We start from the raw sequence: 19,338 nt of genomic DNA on the forward strand, positions 1-19,338 counted from the left end.
AAGGAGTCCTTATGAAGCATGATTTTCCGAGTCTGATTAATTCCACATCCAATGCTCGACTTAGAATGCGTTATTTATCCATTTCTCATTTTGTTGACGGTAAAAGCCGCACACAAATAGCTAAGTACCTTAAAGTTAGCAGAGTAAGCGTCAATAAATGGGTCAAAGCATATCTCGACAATGGTCTTGAAGGACTTCAAGAGAAACCACATTTAGGTAAACCTCATCGCCTAACAGACGAGCAGAAGTCACAACTCAAAGAATATGTTATCGAACATGCCGTAAATGAGAATGGCGGTCGCCTTCAAGCGAGAGACATTGGGCGCTATATAGAAAGCAACTTCAATACATCCTATAAAAAGTCGGCGCTCTATCAGTTATTACATGACATAGGCTTGAGTTGGATTATACCAATTCCGTTAATTTTGTGATCTAATGTGATTTCTTAAAAGGAGTCCTTATGAAGCATGATTTTCCGAGTCTGATTAATTCCACATCCAATGCTCGACTTAGAATGCGTTATTTATCCGTTTCTCATTTTGTTGACGGTAAAAGCCGAACTCAAATAGCTAAGTACCTTAAAGTTAGCAGAGTAAGCGTCAATAAATGGGTCAAAGCATATCTCGACAATGGTTTTGAAGGACTTCGAGAGAAACCACATTCAGGTAGACCTCATCGCCTAACAGACGAGCAAAAGTCACAACTCAAAGAATATGTTATCGAACATGCCGTAAATGAGAATGGCGGTCGCCTTCAAGCGAGAGACATTGGGCGCTATATAGAAAGCAACTTCAATACATCCTATAAAAAGTCGGCGCTCTACCAGTTATTACATGACATAGGCTTGAGTTGGATTACTACTCGTTCCAAACATCCTAAGCAATCAGTTGAAGCTCAAGAAACTTTTAAAAAAATTCCCAATCGAAACGATCCTTAAGATCCCTGGTCACATCCCCTTAAAAGATGTTCAAATATGGTTTCAGGATGAAGCTAAATTTGGTCAACGCAATACAACAACGCGAATATGGACAGAGAAAGGTACGCGCCCTAGAGTAGTACAACAACAGCAATTTGAGTATGCATACCTTTTCGGAGCTGTATGTGTCACGACAGGAGAAGCTGAAGCTATAGTGGTTCCCCTTAGCAATATGGAAGCAATGAAAGAGCAACTCAGATTAATTTCTCAAGCCACACCAGTTGGCAAGCATGCAGTTGTGATCATGGATCAAGCGAGTTGGCACCAAAGCTACCTTGCAGATGAATTTGAGAACCTCACCATAATTCATATCCCACCTTATTCTCCCGAACTTAACCCTATAGAACAGGTATGGAGTTGGCTCCGTCAAAATGAAGTAGCAAACAGGTGCTTCGAAAACTATGACGATATCGTAGAGACATTATGTAGAGCGTGGAATAGGTTTTGTGAAGATAAAAGCAGAGTTATCTCACTCTGCTTTAGAGATTGGCTAAGACTGATAAGCTAATTAACGGAATTGGTATAACTAAAACCCATACGCCAGAAACGACAAAAGCCTAGTCATAAGACTAGGCTTTTTAATAAGTGGCGGAGTAGACGGGACTCGAACCCGCGACCCCCGGCGTGACAGGCCGGTATTCTAACCAACTGAACTACCACTCCGCAGTGGTCAACTCACTAAGTGAGCGTCCATATCTCCAGGTCGGTCAACCTAAAGATTTAATTTAAAGCCTGGCGATGTCCTACTCTCACATGGGGAAGCCCCACACTACCATCGGCGCTATTGTGTTTCACTACTGAGTTCGGCATGGGATCAGGTGGGTCCACAATGCTATGGTCGCCAAGCAAATTCTGTTTAATTGACGCTTCAGCGACAATTAATAATTCGGAAAACTGATTTAAAAGTCTCTTCAAACTCATTCAAGGTCTGGTCTTTCTTTGAGTCCACAAAACCCCTTGGGTGTTGTATGGTTAAGCCTCACGGGCAATTAGTACAGGTTAGCTCAATGCCTCGCAGCACTTACACACCCTGCCTATCAACGTCGTAGTCTACGACAACCCTTTAGGACACTTATAGTGCCAGGGAAAACTCATCTCAAGGCTCGCTTCGCGCTTAGATGCTTTCAGCGCTTATCGATTCCGAACGTAGCTACCGGGCAATGCCATTGGCATGACAACCCGAACACCAGAGGTTCGTCCACTCCGGTCCTCTCGTACTAGGAGCAGCCCCTTTCAATTTTCCAACGCCCACGGCAGATAGGGACCGAACTGTCTCACGACGTTCTAAACCCAGCTCGCGTACCACTTTAAATGGCGAACAGCCATACCCTTGGGACCGACTTCAGCCCCAGGATGTGATGAGCCGACATCGAGGTGCCAAACACCGCCGTCGATATGAACTCTTGGGCGGTATCAGCCTGTTATCCCCGGAGTACCTTTTATCCGTTGAGCGATGGCCCTTCCATTCAGAACCACCGGATCACTATGACCTGCTTTCGCACCTGCTCGAATTGTCATTCTCGCAGTCAAGCGGGCTTATGCCATTGCACTAACCACACGATGTCCAACCGTGTTTAGCCCACCTTCGTGCTCCTCCGTTACTCTTTGGGAGGAGACCGCCCCAGTCAAACTACCCACCAGGCACTGTCCGTAACCCCGATTCAGGGGCCAACGTTAGAACATCAAAACTACAAGGGTGGTATTTCAAGGACGACTCCATCACATCTAGCGACGCAATTTCATAGTCTCCCACCTATCCTACACATGTAGGTTCAATGTTCAGTGCCAAGCTGTAGTAAAGGTTCACGGGGTCTTTCCGTCTAGCCGCGGGTACACTGCATCTTCACAGCGATTTCAATTTCACTGAGTCTCGGGTGGAGACAGCGTGGCCATCATTACGCCATTCGTGCAGGTCGGAACTTACCCGACAAGGAATTTCGCTACCTTAGGACCGTTATAGTTACGGCCGCCGTTTACCGGGGCTTCGATCAAGAGCTTCGACCGAAGTCTAACCCCATCAATTAACCTTCCGGCACCGGGCAGGCGTCACACCGTATACGTCATCTTACGATTTTGCACAGTGCTGTGTTTTTAATAAACAGTTGCAGCCACCTGGTATCTGCGACTCTCGTCTGCTCCATCCGCAAGGGACTTCACTGATAAGAGCGTACCTTCTCCCGAAGTTACGGTACCATTTTGCCTAGTTCCTTCACCCGAGTTCTCTCAAGCGCCTTGGTATTCTCTACCCGACCACCTGTGTCGGTTTGGGGTACGATTCCTTACAATCTGAAGCTTAGAGGCTTTTCCTGGAAGCATGGCATCAATGACTTCACACCCGTAGGTGCTCGACATCGTATCTCAGCGTTAAGAAAGTCCGGATTTACCTAAACTTTCCGCCTACATACTTGAACCTGGACAACCGTCGCCAGGCCCACCTAGCCTTCTCCGTCCCCCCATCGCAATTGTAAGAAGTACGGGAATATTAACCCGTTTCCCATCGACTACGCCTTTCGGCCTCGCCTTAGGAGTCGACTTACCCTGCCCCGATTAACGTTGGACAGGAACCCTTGGTCTTCCGGCGAGGGAGTTTTTCACTCCCTTTATCGTTACTCATGTCAGCATTCGCACTTCTGATACCTCCAGCAGCCCTTACAGACCACCTTCAACGGCTTACAGAACGCTCCCCTACCCCACGCACCCTAAGGTACGTAGCCGCAGCTTCGGTGTATAGCTTAGCCCCGTTACATCTTCCGCGCAGGCCGACTCGACCAGTGAGCTATTACGCTTTCTTTAAATGATGGCTGCTTCTAAGCCAACATCCTGGCTGTCTGAGCCTTCCCACATCGTTTCCCACTTAGCTATACTTTGGGACCTTAGCTGGCGGTCTGGGTTGTTTCCCTCTCCACGACGGACGTTAGCACCCGCCGTGTGTCTCCCGGATAGTACTTACTGGTATTCGGAGTTTGCAAAGGGTTGGTAAGTCGGGATGACCCCCTAGCCTTAACAGTGCTCTACCCCCAGTAGTATTCGTCCGAGGCGCTACCTAAATAGCTTTCGGGGAGAACCAGCTATCTCCAGGTTTGATTGGCCTTTCACCCCTAGCCACAAGTCATCCGCTAATTTTTCAACATTAGTCGGTTCGGTCCTCCAGTTGATGTTACTCAACCTTCAACCTGCCCATGGCTAGATCACCTGGTTTCGGGTCTAATCCTAGCAACTGTACGCCCAGTTAAGACTCGGTTTCCCTACGGCTCCCCTAAACGGTTAACCTTGCTACTAAAATTAAGTCGCTGACCCATTATACAAAAGGTACGCAGTCACACCACGAAGGTGCTCCTACTGCTTGTACGTACACGGTTTCAGGTTCTATTTCACTCCCCTCACAGGGGTTCTTTTCGCCTTTCCCTCACGGTACTGGTTCACTATCGGTCAGTCAGTAGTATTTAGCCTTGGAGGATGGTCCCCCCATATTCAGACAGGATATCACGTGTCCCGCCTTACTCGATTTCACTGATGATGATGTGTCGGTTACGGGGCTATCACCCTTTACTGCGCCACTTTCCAGAGGCTTCACCTGCATCATTAAAAGCTTAAGGGCTAATCCAATTTCGCTCGCCGCTACTTTCGGAATCTCGGTTGATTTCTCTTCCTCGGGGTACTTAGATGTTTCAGTTCCCCCGGTTTGCCTCCTGTTGCTATGTATTCACAACAAGATACGTGCTTATGCACGTGGGTTTCCCCATTCAGAAATCCCAGACTCAAAAGGTTATTACTACCTAATCTGGGCTTATCGCAAGTTATTACGTCTTTCATCGCCTCTGACTGCCAAGGCATCCACCGTGTACGCTTAGTCACTTAACCATACAACCCGAAAGGGTCTTGTGTATGATACAAATTTGCTTTCACTTTTAAAAAGTGAAGACAAAAAGCAACCAAGGTTTTTGGTTGTTATCAAGAAGGGTTAATTCTTGATGACTGTTTGCCGGACTCAATTGTGAATCAAACTAAGTTTGATTCGAATACAAGACACTTGAATGTGTTTGTTGTGTTTATGCTGTTCTTATTAAATAAGAGCAGATAAACATTGAGAACTTTTAAATTTGATTAACTTAATCACAGCCTAGAGCTGTTTGATTTCACTTTTTAAAGTGAAAACCAATTAAGTAATCAGTCAGCTTTCCAAATTGTTAAAGAGCATGAGACTTCCAGAACCTTGTTCTAAAATTCACATTTTCTAAAGACTCTCAGGGACAAAAATACTAACCAACAACAAAAGAAGTGGTTTAAATATTTAAGTAACCAAGAATATTTAGAGAATGGTGGGCGATACCGGGCTCGAACCAGTGACCCCCTGCTTGTAAGGCAGGTGCTCTCCCAACTGAGCTAATCGCCCACTAAAAGTTTTAATTCCTTCGCGGAGAAAGAATGGTGGGTCGTGCAGGATTCGAACCTGCGACCAATTGATTAAAAGTCAACTGCTCTACCAACTGAGCTAACGACCCAATGGTATCCCGTAGGGGAGTCGAACCCCTGTTACCGCCGTGAAAGGGCGGTGTCCTAGGCCTCTAGACGAACGGGACACTGCTAATTTATCTCCACTTTAAAAAGTAGAAACAAACCTTGAAGAACTTGGGAGTTCTTCGTCTCTTTGCTTTTCTAAACCTAATCAATCTGTGTGGACACTCATCGTCAATATCTTCGTATAAGGAGGTGATCCAGCCCCAGGTTCCCCTAGGGCTACCTTGTTACGACTTCACCCCAGTCATGAACCACAAAGTGGTAAGCGTCCTCCCGAAGGTTAGACTACCTACTTCTTTTGCAGCCCACTCCCATGGTGTGACGGGCGGTGTGTACAAGGCCCGGGAACGTATTCACCGTGACATTCTGATTCACGATTACTAGCGATTCCGACTTCATGGAGTCGAGTTGCAGACTCCAATCCGGACTACGACGCACTTTTTGGGATTCGCTTACCATCGCTGGCTCGCTGCCCTCTGTATGCGCCATTGTAGCACGTGTGTAGCCCTACTCGTAAGGGCCATGATGACTTGACGTCGTCCCCACCTTCCTCCGGTTTATCACCGGCAGTCTCCCTGGAGTTCCCGACATTACTCGCTGGCAAACAAGGATAAGGGTTGCGCTCGTTGCGGGACTTAACCCAACATTTCACAACACGAGCTGACGACAGCCATGCAGCACCTGTCTCAGAGCTCCCGAAGGCACTCCTGCGTCTCCGCTGGATTCTCTGGATGTCAAGAGTAGGTAAGGTTCTTCGCGTTGCATCGAATTAAACCACATGCTCCACCGCTTGTGCGGGCCCCCGTCAATTCATTTGAGTTTTAATCTTGCGACCGTACTCCCCAGGCGGTCTACTTAACGCGTTAGCTCCGAAAGCCACGGCTCAAGGCCACAACCTCCAAGTAGACATCGTTTACGGCGTGGACTACCAGGGTATCTAATCCTGTTTGCTCCCCACGCTTTCGCATCTGAGTGTCAGTATCTGTCCAGGGGGCCGCCTTCGCCACTGGTATTCCTTCAGATCTCTACGCATTTCACCGCTACACCTGAAATTCTACCCCCCTCTACAGTACTCTAGTTCACCAGTTTCAAATGCAGTTCCGAGGTTGAGCCCCGGGCTTTCACATCTGACTTAATGAACCACCTGCATGCGCTTTACGCCCAGTAATTCCGATTAACGCTCGCACCCTCCGTATTACCGCGGCTGCTGGCACGGAGTTAGCCGGTGCTTCTTCTGTTGCTAACGTCAAGAGATAGCGCTATTAACGTTACCCCCTTCCTCACAACTGAAAGTACTTTACAACCCGAAGGCCTTCTTCATACACGCGGCATGGCTGCATCAGGCTTGCGCCCATTGTGCAATATTCCCCACTGCTGCCTCCCGTAGGAGTCTGGACCGTGTCTCAGTTCCAGTGTGGCTGATCATCCTCTCAGACCAGCTAGGGATCGTCGCCTTGGTGAGCCATTACCTCACCAACTAGCTAATCCCACCTAGGCATATCTTGACGCGAGAGGCCCGAAGGTCCCCCTCTTTGGCCCGTAGGCATCATGCGGTATTAGCCATCGTTTCCAATGGTTATCCCCCACATCAAGGCAATTTCCTAGGCATTACTCACCCGTCCGCCGCTCGACGCCCATTAACGCACCCGAAGGATTGTTAGTGTCGTTTCCGCTCGACTTGCATGTGTTAGGCCTGCCGCCAGCGTTCAATCTGAGCCATGATCAAACTCTTCAATTTAAGATTTTGTCGGCTCAATGAATACTGACTTCAAAACTACAAAAAGTAATTCTAAAGCTATTATCTTTCCAACAGAAAGATAATGAATTGACTGTGCCAAATACTTTCTTTCTACAAGAGAAAGTAGTTATTCGTATTGGTCACTCAGTTCATTGAAACCAAAATTGATTCCGAGGAATCTGTTTTACTTCTCTTAATAAAAAGGGAAAATAAAACGTTTTGATATTCATCAACGAGTGCCCACACAGATTGATAGGTTTAAATTGTTAAAGAGCGTGTTCTCTAAAAAGAGAACGCTTTCAGTGCCTTAGCACGTAAGCAGGACGCGTATAATACGCTTTCCACTTTGAAAGTCAACATAAAACACTAAGAAAACTTAGAACTCTATGGTGACTTGTCTACTTAGTAGACAAAGTCGAACTTTTTGTCTTCACTTTTAAAACGTGAAAATAAATTTGGAGCCTGGCGATGTCCTACTCTCACATGGGGAAGCCCCACACTACCATCGGCGCTATTGTGTTTCACTACTGAGTTCGGCATGGAATCAGGTGGGTCCACAATGCTATGGTCGCCAAGCAAATTCTGTTTAATTGACGCCTCAGCGACAATTAATAATTCGGAAAACTGATTTAAAAGTCTATCTCTTCAAACTCATTCAAGCGTTTGGTATTGCTTTGAGTCCACAAAACCCCTTGGGTGTTGTATGGTTAAGCCTCACGGGCAATTAGTACAGGTTAGCTCAATGCCTCGCAGCACTTACACACCCTGCCTATCAACGTCGTAGTCTACGACAACCCTTTAGGACACTTATAGTGCCAGGGAAAACTCATCTCAAGGCTCGCTTCGCGCTTAGATGCTTTCAGCGCTTATCGATTCCGAACGTAGCTACCGGGCAATGCCATTGGCATGACAACCCGAACACCAGAGGTTCGTCCACTCCGGTCCTCTCGTACTAGGAGCAGCCCCTTTCAATTTTCCAACGCCCACGGCAGATAGGGACCGAACTGTCTCACGACGTTCTAAACCCAGCTCGCGTACCACTTTAAATGGCGAACAGCCATACCCTTGGGACCGACTTCAGCCCCAGGATGTGATGAGCCGACATCGAGGTGCCAAACACCGCCGTCGATATGAACTCTTGGGCGGTATCAGCCTGTTATCCCCGGAGTACCTTTTATCCGTTGAGCGATGGCCCTTCCATTCAGAACCACCGGATCACTATGACCTGCTTTCGCACCTGCTCGAATTGTCATTCTCGCAGTCAAGCGGGCTTATGCCATTGCACTAACCACACGATGTCCAACCGTGTTTAGCCCACCTTCGTGCTCCTCCGTTACTCTTTGGGAGGAGACCGCCCCAGTCAAACTACCCACCAGGCACTGTCCGTAACCCCGATTCAGGGGCCAACGTTAGAACATCAAAACTACAAGGGTGGTATTTCAAGGACGACTCCATCACATCTAGCGACGCAATTTCATAGTCTCCCACCTATCCTACACATGTAGGTTCAATGTTCAGTGCCAAGCTGTAGTAAAGGTTCACGGGGTCTTTCCGTCTAGCCGCGGGTACACTGCATCTTCACAGCGATTTCAATTTCACTGAGTCTCGGGTGGAGACAGCGTGGCCATCATTACGCCATTCGTGCAGGTCGGAACTTACCCGACAAGGAATTTCGCTACCTTAGGACCGTTATAGTTACGGCCGCCGTTTACCGGGGCTTCGATCAAGAGCTTCGACCGAAGTCTAACCCCATCAATTAACCTTCCGGCACCGGGCAGGCGTCACACCGTATACGTCATCTTACGATTTTGCACAGTGCTGTGTTTTTAATAAACAGTTGCAGCCACCTGGTATCTGCGACTCTCGTCTGCTCCATCCGCAAGGGACTTCACTGATAAGAGCGTACCTTCTCCCGAAGTTACGGTACCATTTTGCCTAGTTCCTTCACCCGAGTTCTCTCAAGCGCCTTGGTATTCTCTACCCGACCACCTGTGTCGGTTTGGGGTACGATTCCTTACAATCTGAAGCTTAGAGGCTTTTCCTGGAAGCATGGCATCAATGACTTCACACCCGTAGGTGCTCGACATCGTATCTCAGCGTTAATGAAAGTCCGGATTTACCTAAACCTTCCGCCTACGTACTTGAACCTGGACAACCGTCGCCAGGCCCACCTAGCCTTCTCCGTCCCCCCATCGCAATTGTAAGAAGTACGGGAATATTAACCCGTTTCCCATCGACTACGCCTTTCGGCCTCGCCTTAGGAGTCGACTTACCCTGCCCCGATTAACGTTGGACAGGAACCCTTGGTCTTCCGGCGAGGGAGTTTTTCACTCCCTTTATCGTTACTCATGTCAGCATTCGCACTTCTGATACCTCCAGCAGCCCTTACAGACCACCTTCAACGGCTTACAGAACGCTCCCCTACCCCACGCACCCTAAGGTACGTAGCCGCAGCTTCGGTGTATAGCTTAGCCCCGTTACATCTTCCGCGCAGGCCGACTCGACCAGTGAGCTATTACGCTTTCTTTAAATGATGGCTGCTTCTAAGCCAACATCCTGGCTGTCTGAGCCTTCCCACATCGTTTCCCACTTAGCTATACTTTGGGACCTTAGCTGGCGGTCTGGGTTGTTTCCCTCTCCACGACGGACGTTAGCACCCGCCGTGTGTCTCCCGGATAGTACTTACTGGTATTCGGAGTTTGCAAAGGGTTGGTAAGTCGGGATGACCCCCTAGCCTTAACAGTGCTCTACCCCCAGTAGTATTCGTCCGAGGCGCTACCTAAATAGCTTTCGGGGAGAACCAGCTATCTCCAGGTTTGATTGGCCTTTCACCCCTAGCCACAAGTCATCCGCTAATTTTTCAACATTAGTCGGTTCGGTCCTCCAGTTGATGTTACTCAACCTTCAACCTGCCCATGGCTAGATCACCTGGTTTCGGGTCTAATCCTAGCAACTGTACGCCCAGTTAAGACTCGGTTTCCCTACGGCTCCCCTAAACGGTTAACCTTGCTACTAAAATTAAGTCGCTGACCCATTATACAAAAGGTACGCAGTCACACCACGAAGGTGCTCCTACTGCTTGTACGTACACGGTTTCAGGTTCTATTTCACTCCCCTCACAGGGGTTCTTTTCGCCTTTCCCTCACGGTACTGGTTCACTATCGGTCAGTCAGTAGTATTTAGCCTTGGAGGATGGTCCCCCCATATTCAGACAGGATATCACGTGTCCCGCCTTACTCGATTTCACTGATGATGATGTGTCGGTTACGGGGCTATCACCCTTTACTGCGCCACTTTCCAGAGGCTTCACCTGCATCATTAAAAGCTTAAGGGCTAATCCAATTTCGCTCGCCGCTACTTTCGGAATCTCGGTTGATTTCTCTTCCTCGGGGTACTTAGATGTTTCAGTTCCCCCGGTTTGCCTCCTGTTGCTATGTATTCACAACAAGATACGTGCTTATGCACGTGGGTTTCCCCATTCAGAAATCCCAGACTCAAAAGGTTATTACTACCTAATCTGGGCTTATCGCAAGTTATTACGTCTTTCATCGCCTCTGACTGCCAAGGCATCCACCGTGTACGCTTAGTCACTTAACCATACAACCCGAAGAAGTTTCGTGTTGATGTCAAATCACCAAGGTTTTTGGTTGTCATCAAAGAAGGGTTAATTCTTGATGACTGTTTGCCGGACTCAATTTACTTTTTGTTTCCACTTTTTAATAAAAAGTAGAATCAAAAAATGAACAATCATTTCTGATTATTCGAATACAAGACACTTGAATGTGTTTGTTGTGTTTATACTGTTCTTATTAAATAAGAGCAGATAAACATTGAGAACTTTTAAATTTGATTAACTTAACCACAGCCTTGAGCTGTTTGATTTCACTTTTTAAAGTGAAAACCAATTAAGTAATCAGTCAGCTTTCCAAATTGTTAAAGAGCTTGATTCAACTTCTATTAAAAGAAGGGAACCATTTTTAAAGATTCTTAGGGAAAAACCCTTAAAGATGGTGGAGCTATGCGGGATCGAACCGCAGACCTCCTGCGTGCAAGGCAGGCGCTCTCCCAGCTGAGCTATAGCCCCATCTCGGTCGATATTGGTGGGTCTGAGTGGACTTGAACCACCGACCTCCCGCTTATCAGGCGAGCGCTCTAACCAGCTGAGCTACAGACCCAATATCGTCTCTTAACTTTTCTAAACCTAATCAATCTGTGTGGACACTCATCGTGACTATCTTCGTATAAGGAGGTGATCCAGCCCCAGGTTCCCCTAGGGCTACCTTGTTACGACTTCACCCCAGTCATGAACCACAAAGTGGTAAGCGTCCTCCCGAAGGTTAGACTACCTACTTCTTTTGCAGCCCACTCCCATGGTGTGACGGGCGGTGTGTACAAGGCCCGGGAACGTATTCACCGTGACATTCTGATTCACGATTACTAGCGATTCCGACTTCATGGAGTCGAGTTGCAGACTCCAATCCGGACTACGACGCACTTTTTGGGATTCGCTTACCATCGCTGGCTCGCTGCCCTCTGTATGCGCCATTGTAGCACGTGTGTAGCCCTACTCGTAAGGGCCATGATGACTTGACGTCGTCCCCACCTTCCTCCGGTTTATCACCGGCAGTCTCCCTGGAGTTCCCGACATTACTCGCTGGCAAACAAGGATAAGGGTTGCGCTCGTTGCGGGACTTAACCCAACATTTCACAACACGAGCTGACGACAGCCATGCAGCACCTGTCTCAGAGCTCCCGAAGGCACTCCTGCGTCTCCGCTGGATTCTCTGGATGTCAAGAGTAGGTAAGGTTCTTCGCGTTGCATCGAATTAAACCACATGCTCCACCGCTTGTGCGGGCCCCCGTCAATTCATTTGAGTTTTAATCTTGCGACCGTACTCCCCAGGCGGTCTACTTAACGCGTTAGCTCCGAAAGCCACGGCTCAAGGCCACAACCTCCAAGTAGACATCGTTTACGGCGTGGACTACCAGGGTATCTAATCCTGTTTGCTCCCCACGCTTTCGCATCTGAGTGTCAGTATCTGTCCAGGGGGCCGCCTTCGCCACTGGTATTCCTTCAGATCTCTACGCATTTCACCGCTACACCTGAAATTCTACCCCCCTCTACAGTACTCTAGTTCACCAGTTTCAAATGCAGTTCCGAGGTTGAGCCCCGGGCTTTCACATCTGACTTAATGAACCACCTGCATGCGCTTTACGCCCAGTAATTCCGATTAACGCTCGCACCCTCCGTATTACCGCGGCTGCTGGCACGGAGTTAGCCGGTGCTTCTTCTGTTGCTAACGTCAAGAGATAACGCTATTAACGTTACCCCCTTCCTCACAACTGAAAGTACTTTACAACCCGAAGGCCTTCTTCATACACGCGGCATGGCTGCATCAGGCTTGCGCCCATTGTGCAATATTCCCCACTGCTGCCTCCCGTAGGAGTCTGGACCGTGTCTCAGTTCCAGTGTGGCTGATCATCCTCTCAGACCAGCTAGGGATCGTCGCCTTGGTGAGCCATTACCTCACCAACTAGCTAATCCCACCTAGGCATATCTTGACGCGAGAGGCCCGAAGGTCCCCCTCTTTGGCCCGTAGGCATCATGCGGTATTAGCCATCGTTTCCAATGGTTATCCCCCACATCAAGGCAATTTCCTAGGCATTACTCACCCGTCCGCCGCTCGACGCCCATTAACGCACCCGAAGGATTGTTAGTGTCGTTTCCGCTCGACTTGCATGTGTTAGGCCTGCCGCCAGCGTTCAATCTGAGCCATGATCAAACTCTTCAATTTAAAGTTTTGATTACCTAAATTAATAGGTATGACTCAACGAATACTGACTTCAAAACTATTCTTTATAAATAAAGAGTGTAATTTTAAAGCTATTACCATTCCAACAGAATGGTAATGAATTGACTGTGCCGAATAACTACAAGTAGTTAAACGTATTGGTCACTCAGTTCATTGAAATCAATGTTGTTACCGAAGTAACTGTTATTACCTAAGTAATAACGTTTTGATATTCATCAACGAGTGCCCACACAGATTGATAGGTTTAAATTGTTAAAGAACGTGTTCTCTAAAAAGAGAACGCTTTCAGTGCCTTAGCACGTAAGCAGGACGCGTATAATACGCTTTCCACTTTGAAAGTCAACATAAAACACTAAGAAAACTTAGAACTCTATGGTGACTTGTCTACTTAGTAGACAAAGTCGAACTTTTTGTCTTCACTTTTAAAACGTGAAAATAAATTTGGAGCCTGGCGATGTCCTACTCTCACATGGGGAAGCCCCACACTACCATCGGCGCTATTGTGTTTCACTACTGAGTTCGGCATGGAATCAGGTGGGTCCACAATGCTATGGTCGCCAAGCAAATTCTGTTTAATTGACGCCTCTGCGACAATTAATAATTCGGAAAACTGATTTAAAAGTCTTTCTCTTCAAACTCATTCAAGGTCTGGTCTTTCTTTGAGTCCACAAAACCCCTTGGGTGTTGTATGGTTAAGCCTCACGGGCAATTAGTACAGGTTAGCTCAATGCCTCGCAGCACTTACACACCCTGCCTATCAACGTCGTAGTCTACGACAACCCTTTAGGACACTTATAGTGCCAGGGAAAACTCATCTCAAGGCTCGCTTCGCGCTTAGATGCTTTCAGCGCTTATCGATTCCGAACGTAGCTACCGGGCAATGCCATTGGCATGACAACCCGAACACCAGAGGTTCGTCCACTCCGGTCCTCTCGTACTAGGAGCAGCCCCTTTCAATTTTCCAACGCCCACGGCAGATAGGGACCGAACTGTCTCACGACGTTCTAAACCCAGCTCGCGTACCACTTTAAATGGCGAACAGCCATACCCTTGGGACCGACTTCAGCCCCAGGATGTGATGAGCCGACATCGAGGTGCCAAACACCGCCGTCGATATGAACTCTTGGGCGGTATCAGCCTGTTATCCCCGGAGTACCTTTTATCCGTTGAGCGATGGCCCTTCCATTCAGAACCACCGGATCACTATGACCTGCTTTCGCACCTGCTCGAATTGTCATTCTCGCAGTCAAGCGGGCTTATGCCATTGCACTAACCACACGATGTCCAACCGTGTTTAGCCCACCTTCGTGCTCCTCCGTTACTCTTTGGGAGGAGACCGCCCCAGTCAAACTACCCACCAGGCACTGTCCGTAACCCCGATTCAGGGGCCAACGTTAGAACATCAAAACTACAAGGGTGGTATTTCAAGGACGACTCCATCACATCTAGCGACGCAATTTCATAGTCTCCCACCTATCCTACACATGTAGGTTCAATGTTCAGTGCCAAGCTGTAGTAAAGGTTCACGGGGTCTTTCCGTCTAGCCGCGGGTACACTGCATCTTCACAGCGATTTCAATTTCACTGAGTCTCGGGTGGAGACAGCGTGGCCATCATTACGCCATTCGTGCAGGTCGGAACTTACCCGACAAGGAATTTCGCTACCTTAGGACCGTTATAGTTACGGCCGCCGTTTACCGGGGCTTCGATCAAGAGCTTCGACCGAAGTCTAACCCCATCAATTAACCTTCCGGCACCGGGCAGGCGTCACACCGTATACGTCATCTTACGATTTTGCACAGTGCTGTGTTTTTAATAAACAGTTGCAGCCACCTGGTATCTGCGACTCTCGTCTGCTCCATCCGCAAGGGACTTCACTGATAAGAGCGTACCTTCTCCCGAAGTTACGGTACCATTTTGCCTAGTTCCTTCACCCGAGTTCTCTCAAGCGCCTTGGTATTCTCTACCCGACCACCTGTGTCGGTTTGGGGTACGATTCCTTACAATCTGAAGCTTAGAGGCTTTTCCTGGAAGCATGGCATCAATGACTTCACACCCGTAGGTGCTCGACATCGTATCTCAGCGTTAATGAAAGTCCGGATTTACCTAAACCTTCCGCCTACGTACTTGAACCTGGACAACCGTCGCCAGGCCCACCTAGCCTTCTCCGTCCCCCCATCGCAATTGTAAGAAGTACGGGAATATTAACCCGTTTCCCATCGACTACGCCTTTCGGCCTCGCCTTAGGAGTCGACTTACCCTGCCCCGATTAACGTTGGACAGGAACCCTTGGTCTTCCGGCGAGGGAGTTTTTCACTCCCTTTATCGTTACTCATGTCAGCATTCGCACTTCTGATACCTCCAGCAGCCCTTACAGACCACCTTCAACGGCTTACAGAACGCTCCCCTACCCCACGCACCCTAAGGTACGTAGCCGCAGCTTCGGTGTATAGCTTAGCCCCGTTACATCTTCCGCGCAGGCCGACTCGACCAGTGAGCTATTACGCTTTCTTTAAATGATGGCTGCTTCTAAGCCAACATCCTGGCTGTCTGAGCCTTCCCACATCGTTTCCCACTTAGCTATACTTTGGGACCTTAGCTGGCGGTCTGGGTTGTTTCCCTCTCCACGACGGACGTTAGCACCCGCCGTGTGTCTCCCGGATAGTACTTACTGGTATTCGGAGTTTGCAAAGGGTTGGTAAGTCGGGATGACCCCCTAGCCTTAACAGTGCTCTACCCCCAGTAGTATTCGTCCGAGGCGCTACCTAAATAGCTTTCGGGGAGAACCAGCTATCTCCAGGTTTGATTGGCCTTTCACCCCTAGCCACAAGTCATCCGCTAATTTTTCAACATTAGTCGGTTCGGTCCTCCAGTTGATGTTACTCAACCTTCAACCTGCCCATGGCTAGATCACCTGGTTTCGGGTCTAATCCTAGCAACTGTACGCCCAGTTAAGACTCGGTTTCCCTACGGCTCCCCTAAACGGTTAACCTTGCTACTAAAATTAAGTCGCTGACCCATTATACAAAAGGTACGCAGTCACACCACGAAGGTGCTCCTACTGCTTGTACGTACACGGTTTCAGGTTCTATTTCACTCCCCTCACAGGGGTTCTTTTCGCCTTTCCCTCACGGTACTGGTTCACTATCGGTCAGTCAGTAGTATTTAGCCTTGGAGGATGGTCCCCCCATATTCAGACAGGATATCACGTGTCCCGCCTTACTCGATTTCACTGATGATGATGTGTCGGTTACGGGGCTATCACCCTTTACTGCGCCACTTTCCAGAGGCTTCACCTGCATCATTAAAAGCTTAAGGGCTAATCCAATTTCGCTCGCCGCTACTTTCGGAATCTCGGTTGATTTCTCTTCCTCGGGGTACTTAGATGTTTCAGTTCCCCCGGTTTGCCTCCTGTTGCTATGTATTCACAACAAGATACGTGCTTATGCACGTGGGTTTCCCCATTCAGAAATCCCAGACTCAAAAGGTTATTACTACCTAATCTGGGCTTATCGCAAGTTATTACGTCTTTCATCGCCTCTGACTGCCAAGGCATCCACCGTGTACGCTTAGTCACTTAACCATACAACCCGAAGAAGTTTCGTGTTGATGTCAAATCACCAAGGTTTTTGGTTGTCATCAAGAAGGGTTAATTCTTGATGACTGTTTGCCGGACTCAATGTGATTCAAACAAGTTTGAATCGAATACAAGACACTTGAATGTGTTTGTTGTGTTTATGCTGTTCTTATTAAATAAGAGCAGATAAACATTGAGAACTTTTAAATTTGATTAACTTAATCACAGCCTATAGCTGTTTTATTTCACTTTTTAAAGTGAAAACCAATTAAGTAATCAGTCAGCTTTCCAAATTGTTAAAGAGCTTGATTCAACTTCTATTAAAAGAAGGGAACCATTTTTAAAGATTCTTAAGGAAGAACACTTAAAGATGGTGGAGCTATGCGGGTTCGAACCGCAGACCTCCTCGCTGCCAGCGAGGCGCTCTCCCAGCTGAGCTATAGCCCCATCTGGAAAAGTATTTCTTACTCTTAACTTTTCTAAACCTAATCAATCTGTGTGGACACTCATCGTCAATATCTTCGTATAAGGAGGTGATCCAGCCCCAGGTTCCCCTAGGGCTACCTTGTTACGACTTCACCCCAGTCATGAACCACAAAGTGGTAAGCGTCCTCCCGAAGGTTAGACTACCTACTTCTTTTGCAGCCCACTCCCATGGTGTGACGGGCGGTGTGTACAAGGCCCGGGAACGTATTCACCGTGACATTCTGATTCACGATTACTAGCGATTCCGACTTCATGGAGTCGAGTTGCAGACTCCAATCCGGACTACGACGCACTTTTTGGGATTCGCTTACCATCGCTGGCTCGCTGCCCTCTGTATGCGCCATTGTAGCACGTGTGTAGCCCTACTCGTAAGGGCCATGATGACTTGACGTCGTCCCCACCTTCCTCCGGTTTATCACCGGCAGTCTCCCTGGAGTTCCCGACATTACTCGCTGGCAAACAAGGATAAGGGTTGCGCTCGTTGCGGGACTTAACCCAACATTTCACAACACGAGCTGACGACAGCCATGCAGCACCTGTCTCAGAGCTCCCGAAGGCACTCCTGCGTCTCCGCTGGATTCTCTGGATGTCAAGAGTAGGTAAGGTTCTTCGCGTTGCATCGAATTAAACCACATGCTCCACCGCTTGTGCGGGCCCCCGTCAATTCATTTGAGTTTTAATCTTGCGACCGTACTCCCCAGGCGGTCTACTTAACGCGTTAGCTCCGAAAGCCACGGCTCAAGGCCACAACCTCCAAGTAGACATCGTTTACGGCGTGGACTACCAGGGTATCTAATCCTGTTTGCTCCCCACGCTTTCGCATCTGAGTGTCAGTATCTGTCCAGGGGGCCGCCTTCGCCACTGGTATTCCTTCAGATCTCTACGCATTTCACCGCTACACCTGAAATTCTACCCCCCTCTACAGTACTCTAGTTCACCAGTTTCAAATGCAGTTCCGAGGTTGAGCCCCGGGCTTTCACATCTGACTTAATGAACCACCTGCATGCGCTTTACGCCCAGTAATTCCGATTAACGCTCGCACCCTCCGTATTACCGCGGCTGCTGGCACGGAGTTAGCCGGTGCTTCTTCTGTTGCTAACGTCAAGAGATAACGCTATTAACGTTACCCCCTTCCTCACAACTGAAAGTACTTTACAACCCGAAGGCCTTCTTCATACACGCGGCATGGCTGCATCAGGCTTGCGCCCATTGTGCAATATTCCCCACTGCTGCCTCCCGTAGGAGTCTGGACCGTGTCTCAGTTCCAGTGTGGCTGATCATCCTCTCAGACCAGCTAGGGATCGTCGCCTTGGTGAGCCATTACCTCACCAACTAGCTAATCCCACCTAGGCATATCTTGACGCGAGAGGCCCGAAGGTCCCCCTCTTTGGCCCGTAGGCATCATGCGGTATTAGCCATCGTTTCCAATGGTTATCCCCCACATCAAGGCAATTTCCTAGGCATTACTCACCCGTCCGCCGCTCGACGCCCATTAACGCACCCGAAGGATTGTTAGTGTCGTTTCCGCTCGACTTGCATGTGTTAGGCCTGCCGCCAGCGTTCAATCTGAGCCATGATCAAACTCTTCAATTTAAAGTTTTGATTACCTAAATTAATAGGTGTGACTCAACGAATACTGACTTCAAAACTATTATTCATGTAAACATGAACATGTAATTCTAAAGCTATTACCATTCCAACAGAATGGTAATGAATTGACTGTGCCAAAATTAAGTAAACTTAACTTTGTATTGGTCACTCAGTTCATTGAAATCAATGTTGTTACCGAAGTAACTGTTTTATCTAACGATAAAACGTTTTGATATTCATCAACGAGTGCCCACACAGATTGATAGGTTTAAATTGTTAAAGAGCGCTAGCGTTTTGTGATTTGCATCTCAATCGCTAGGGGTGCGTACTATACCTGCACCGCTTAGAGAGTCAAGGGTTATTTTAAACTCCTTTTTCTCTACCGATTTCACTGTGTGACTTTCGTCTCACTCCGTGTCGGTGAGGCGGCATTATAGAGAGATCGACATAGAGCACAAGGGATTTTTTTGAATAAAAGTTTTGTTCGCCTAAAAAGCCACCAGAACCACATTTTTCGAATAAAAACTAAACATTTGAGACGTATCACAGCAATACATTGGAAAAATGGAAGCCATGAACGTAAGATTCATGTATCTATTTTGTTAAGAGTAGATGTGTCTATTTCGTTTATTAATATGTAG

The 19,338-nt window shown here is 48.0% G+C and carries 2 protein-coding genes, 7 tRNA genes and 9 rRNA genes; 2 read left to right on the plus strand and 16 right to left on the minus strand.

Annotated features, from left to right (window positions below):
• Window positions 1-11: 11 nt before the first annotated feature.
• Both OCU50_RS13585 and OCU50_RS13590 read left to right on the plus strand, forming a co-directional pair.
• Window positions 12-431: a helix-turn-helix domain-containing protein gene (locus OCU50_RS13585; RefSeq protein ID WP_065311206.1), complete on the plus strand. Its 420-nt coding sequence runs from the start codon at window positions 12-14 to the stop codon at window positions 429-431.
• Between the two features lie 29 nt (window positions 432-460).
• Window positions 461-1,484, plus strand: a protein-coding gene (locus OCU50_RS13590) for an IS630 family transposase (protein ID WP_167350337.1) whose coding sequence is annotated in 2 segments (ribosomal slippage) — window positions 461-915 and window positions 914-1,484 — 1,026 coding nt in all. Because the reading frame shifts where the segments join, the coding sequence is not laid out codon by codon here.
• Window positions 1,485-1,562: 78 nt separating this feature from the next.
• Here the strand turns inward: OCU50_RS13590 and OCU50_RS13595 are convergent.
• From OCU50_RS13595 to OCU50_RS13670, 16 genes are all read right to left on the minus strand, one after another.
• Window positions 1,563-1,639 (minus strand) — tRNA-Asp (locus OCU50_RS13595).
• Window positions 1,640-1,706: 67 nt separating this feature from the next.
• Window positions 1,707-1,822: ribosomal RNA gene (gene rrf / locus OCU50_RS13600) — 5S ribosomal RNA — on the minus strand.
• Between the two features lie 122 nt (window positions 1,823-1,944).
• Window positions 1,945-4,837: ribosomal RNA gene (locus OCU50_RS13605) — 23S ribosomal RNA — on the minus strand.
• 456 nt (window positions 4,838-5,293) lie between these two features.
• A tRNA-Val gene (locus tag OCU50_RS13610) sits at window positions 5,294-5,369 on the minus strand.
• Between the two features lie 33 nt (window positions 5,370-5,402).
• Window positions 5,403-5,478: transfer RNA gene (locus tag OCU50_RS13615), tRNA-Lys, on the minus strand.
• Window positions 5,479-5,480: 2 nt separating this feature from the next.
• A tRNA-Glu gene (locus OCU50_RS13620) sits at window positions 5,481-5,556 on the minus strand.
• Window positions 5,557-5,679: 123 nt separating this feature from the next.
• Window positions 5,680-7,232, minus strand: a 16S ribosomal RNA gene (locus OCU50_RS13625).
• A gap of 460 nt (window positions 7,233-7,692) precedes the next feature.
• Window positions 7,693-7,808, minus strand: a 5S ribosomal RNA gene (gene rrf, locus OCU50_RS13630).
• Between the two features lie 127 nt (window positions 7,809-7,935).
• Window positions 7,936-10,829, minus strand: a 23S ribosomal RNA gene (locus tag OCU50_RS13635).
• A gap of 411 nt (window positions 10,830-11,240) precedes the next feature.
• Window positions 11,241-11,316 (minus strand) — tRNA-Ala (locus OCU50_RS13640).
• 14 nt (window positions 11,317-11,330) lie between these two features.
• A tRNA-Ile gene (locus OCU50_RS13645) sits at window positions 11,331-11,407 on the minus strand.
• Window positions 11,408-11,474: 67 nt separating this feature from the next.
• Window positions 11,475-13,027 (minus strand): 16S ribosomal RNA (locus OCU50_RS13650).
• 464 nt (window positions 13,028-13,491) lie between these two features.
• Window positions 13,492-13,607: ribosomal RNA gene (gene rrf, locus OCU50_RS13655) — 5S ribosomal RNA — on the minus strand.
• A 126-nt stretch (window positions 13,608-13,733) separates the two neighbouring features.
• Window positions 13,734-16,627: ribosomal RNA gene (locus tag OCU50_RS13660) — 23S ribosomal RNA — on the minus strand.
• Window positions 16,628-16,992: 365 nt separating this feature from the next.
• Window positions 16,993-17,068 (minus strand) — tRNA-Ala (locus tag OCU50_RS13665).
• Between the two features lie 79 nt (window positions 17,069-17,147).
• Window positions 17,148-18,700: ribosomal RNA gene (locus OCU50_RS13670) — 16S ribosomal RNA — on the minus strand.
• Together the 16S, 23S and 5S rRNA genes with 7 tRNA genes alongside form the textbook arrangement of a ribosomal RNA operon.
• Window positions 18,701-19,338 lie beyond the last annotated feature (638 nt).

Origin of the sequence: Vibrio toranzoniae, assembly GCF_024347655.1 — a bacterium.
Taxonomy (GTDB): domain Bacteria; phylum Pseudomonadota; class Gammaproteobacteria; order Enterobacterales; family Vibrionaceae; genus Vibrio; species Vibrio toranzoniae.

What these genes read in the sequence shown, in the direction of transcription:
- OCU50_RS13585 (WP_065311206.1), top strand. Translation starts at nt 12, where the DNA reads ATGAAGCATGATTTTCCGAGTCTGATTAATTCCACATCCAATGCTCGA.